We start from the raw sequence: 233 nt of genomic DNA, 5'->3' as shown, positions 1-233 counted from the left end.
CCCGCACAGTAAACGATTATGCCCGCAAAAACGGCCTCCTTAAAGAGAAAGAAGATAACTTAACAGGTGACGATATCAAAGAAGGCCTCACCGCTGTGATACTGGTTAAACTCCCAGATCCACAGTTCGAAGGCCAGACTAAAAATAAGCTTGGCAATCCAGAGGTGCGTGGCTATGTAGATAAAGTCATGACAGAATATTTCGGCTACTACCTAGAAGAAAATCCAGCCATC

Annotated in this window: 1 pseudogene; it reads left to right on the top strand. The window is 44.6% G+C overall.

Annotation, left to right across the window (positions count from 1 at the left end):
* Positions 1-233 (top strand): annotated as a pseudogene (locus RAD10_RS42585) (hypothetical protein); the annotation flags it as partial.

The organism is Bradyrhizobium sp. 23AC (assembly GCF_054863025.1).
Note: the sequence above shows the minus strand (reverse complement) of the source record. Positions and strands in the feature narration are given on the sequence as shown.